This is a genomic window from Vibrio sp. 1978, assembly GCF_033344345.1.
Genome location: NZ_JAWPOP010000830.1, coordinates 1 through 564, shown reverse-complemented (window position 1 = coordinate 564; position 564 = coordinate 1). Strand labels below are relative to the sequence as shown.

Sequence of the window (564 nt, the reverse complement as noted above, 5' to 3'; positions counted from 1 at the left end):
TGTGTCTGCGATCAAATTGTCAGAATGCTTGAGCATGTCATCAAGTAAATCGGATAGCGGCTTTGATTGATGTAATGCCATCAATTTACGTTGTTTCTGTGGCGCTGAACCAATCTTAATTTTGCCTTTGAGCTCAATACCTAATTGCTTGAGTAACGTACTGATATTTTGACTGGTATAACGTTCAGGATCTTGAACCGCAAATTTGAGAGGCAGCGGCTTTTCTCGTTCGACTAAGCATCCTTTTAATTCGTAGCGATTGTCTGGGTGAGCAAGCAGGTCTAAATCGCAATGGCGGCTCTTTTGAATCGTCTTAGAAACGGTTTCGACCGAACTTTTAACACGAATAGGTTGATGCTCAGGCACATAGACTCGAGTCCCGCCATCTTTTTGCGTATAGATAGAAGCTTGGACACAGTTGTTGTTGAGTGTAATGCTAGAAGCCGGAGCGCTGTAGCAAACCCCCAGAATGTCCCACGGCCAACCCACCGCTCGGTCATACCCTGTAAAGGCACTGTTGTCTAACCACAAGTCACCGTTAATGCGCGTTAAACCATTTTTTTT

Annotated in this window: 1 protein-coding gene; it reads right to left on the bottom strand. The window is 44.5% G+C overall.

The features are described from left to right. The coding region (gene dacB, locus R8N49_RS29355) for a D-alanyl-D-alanine carboxypeptidase/D-alanyl-D-alanine-endopeptidase (RefSeq protein WP_318190724.1) at positions 1-564 on the bottom strand (564 nt) is incomplete at both ends.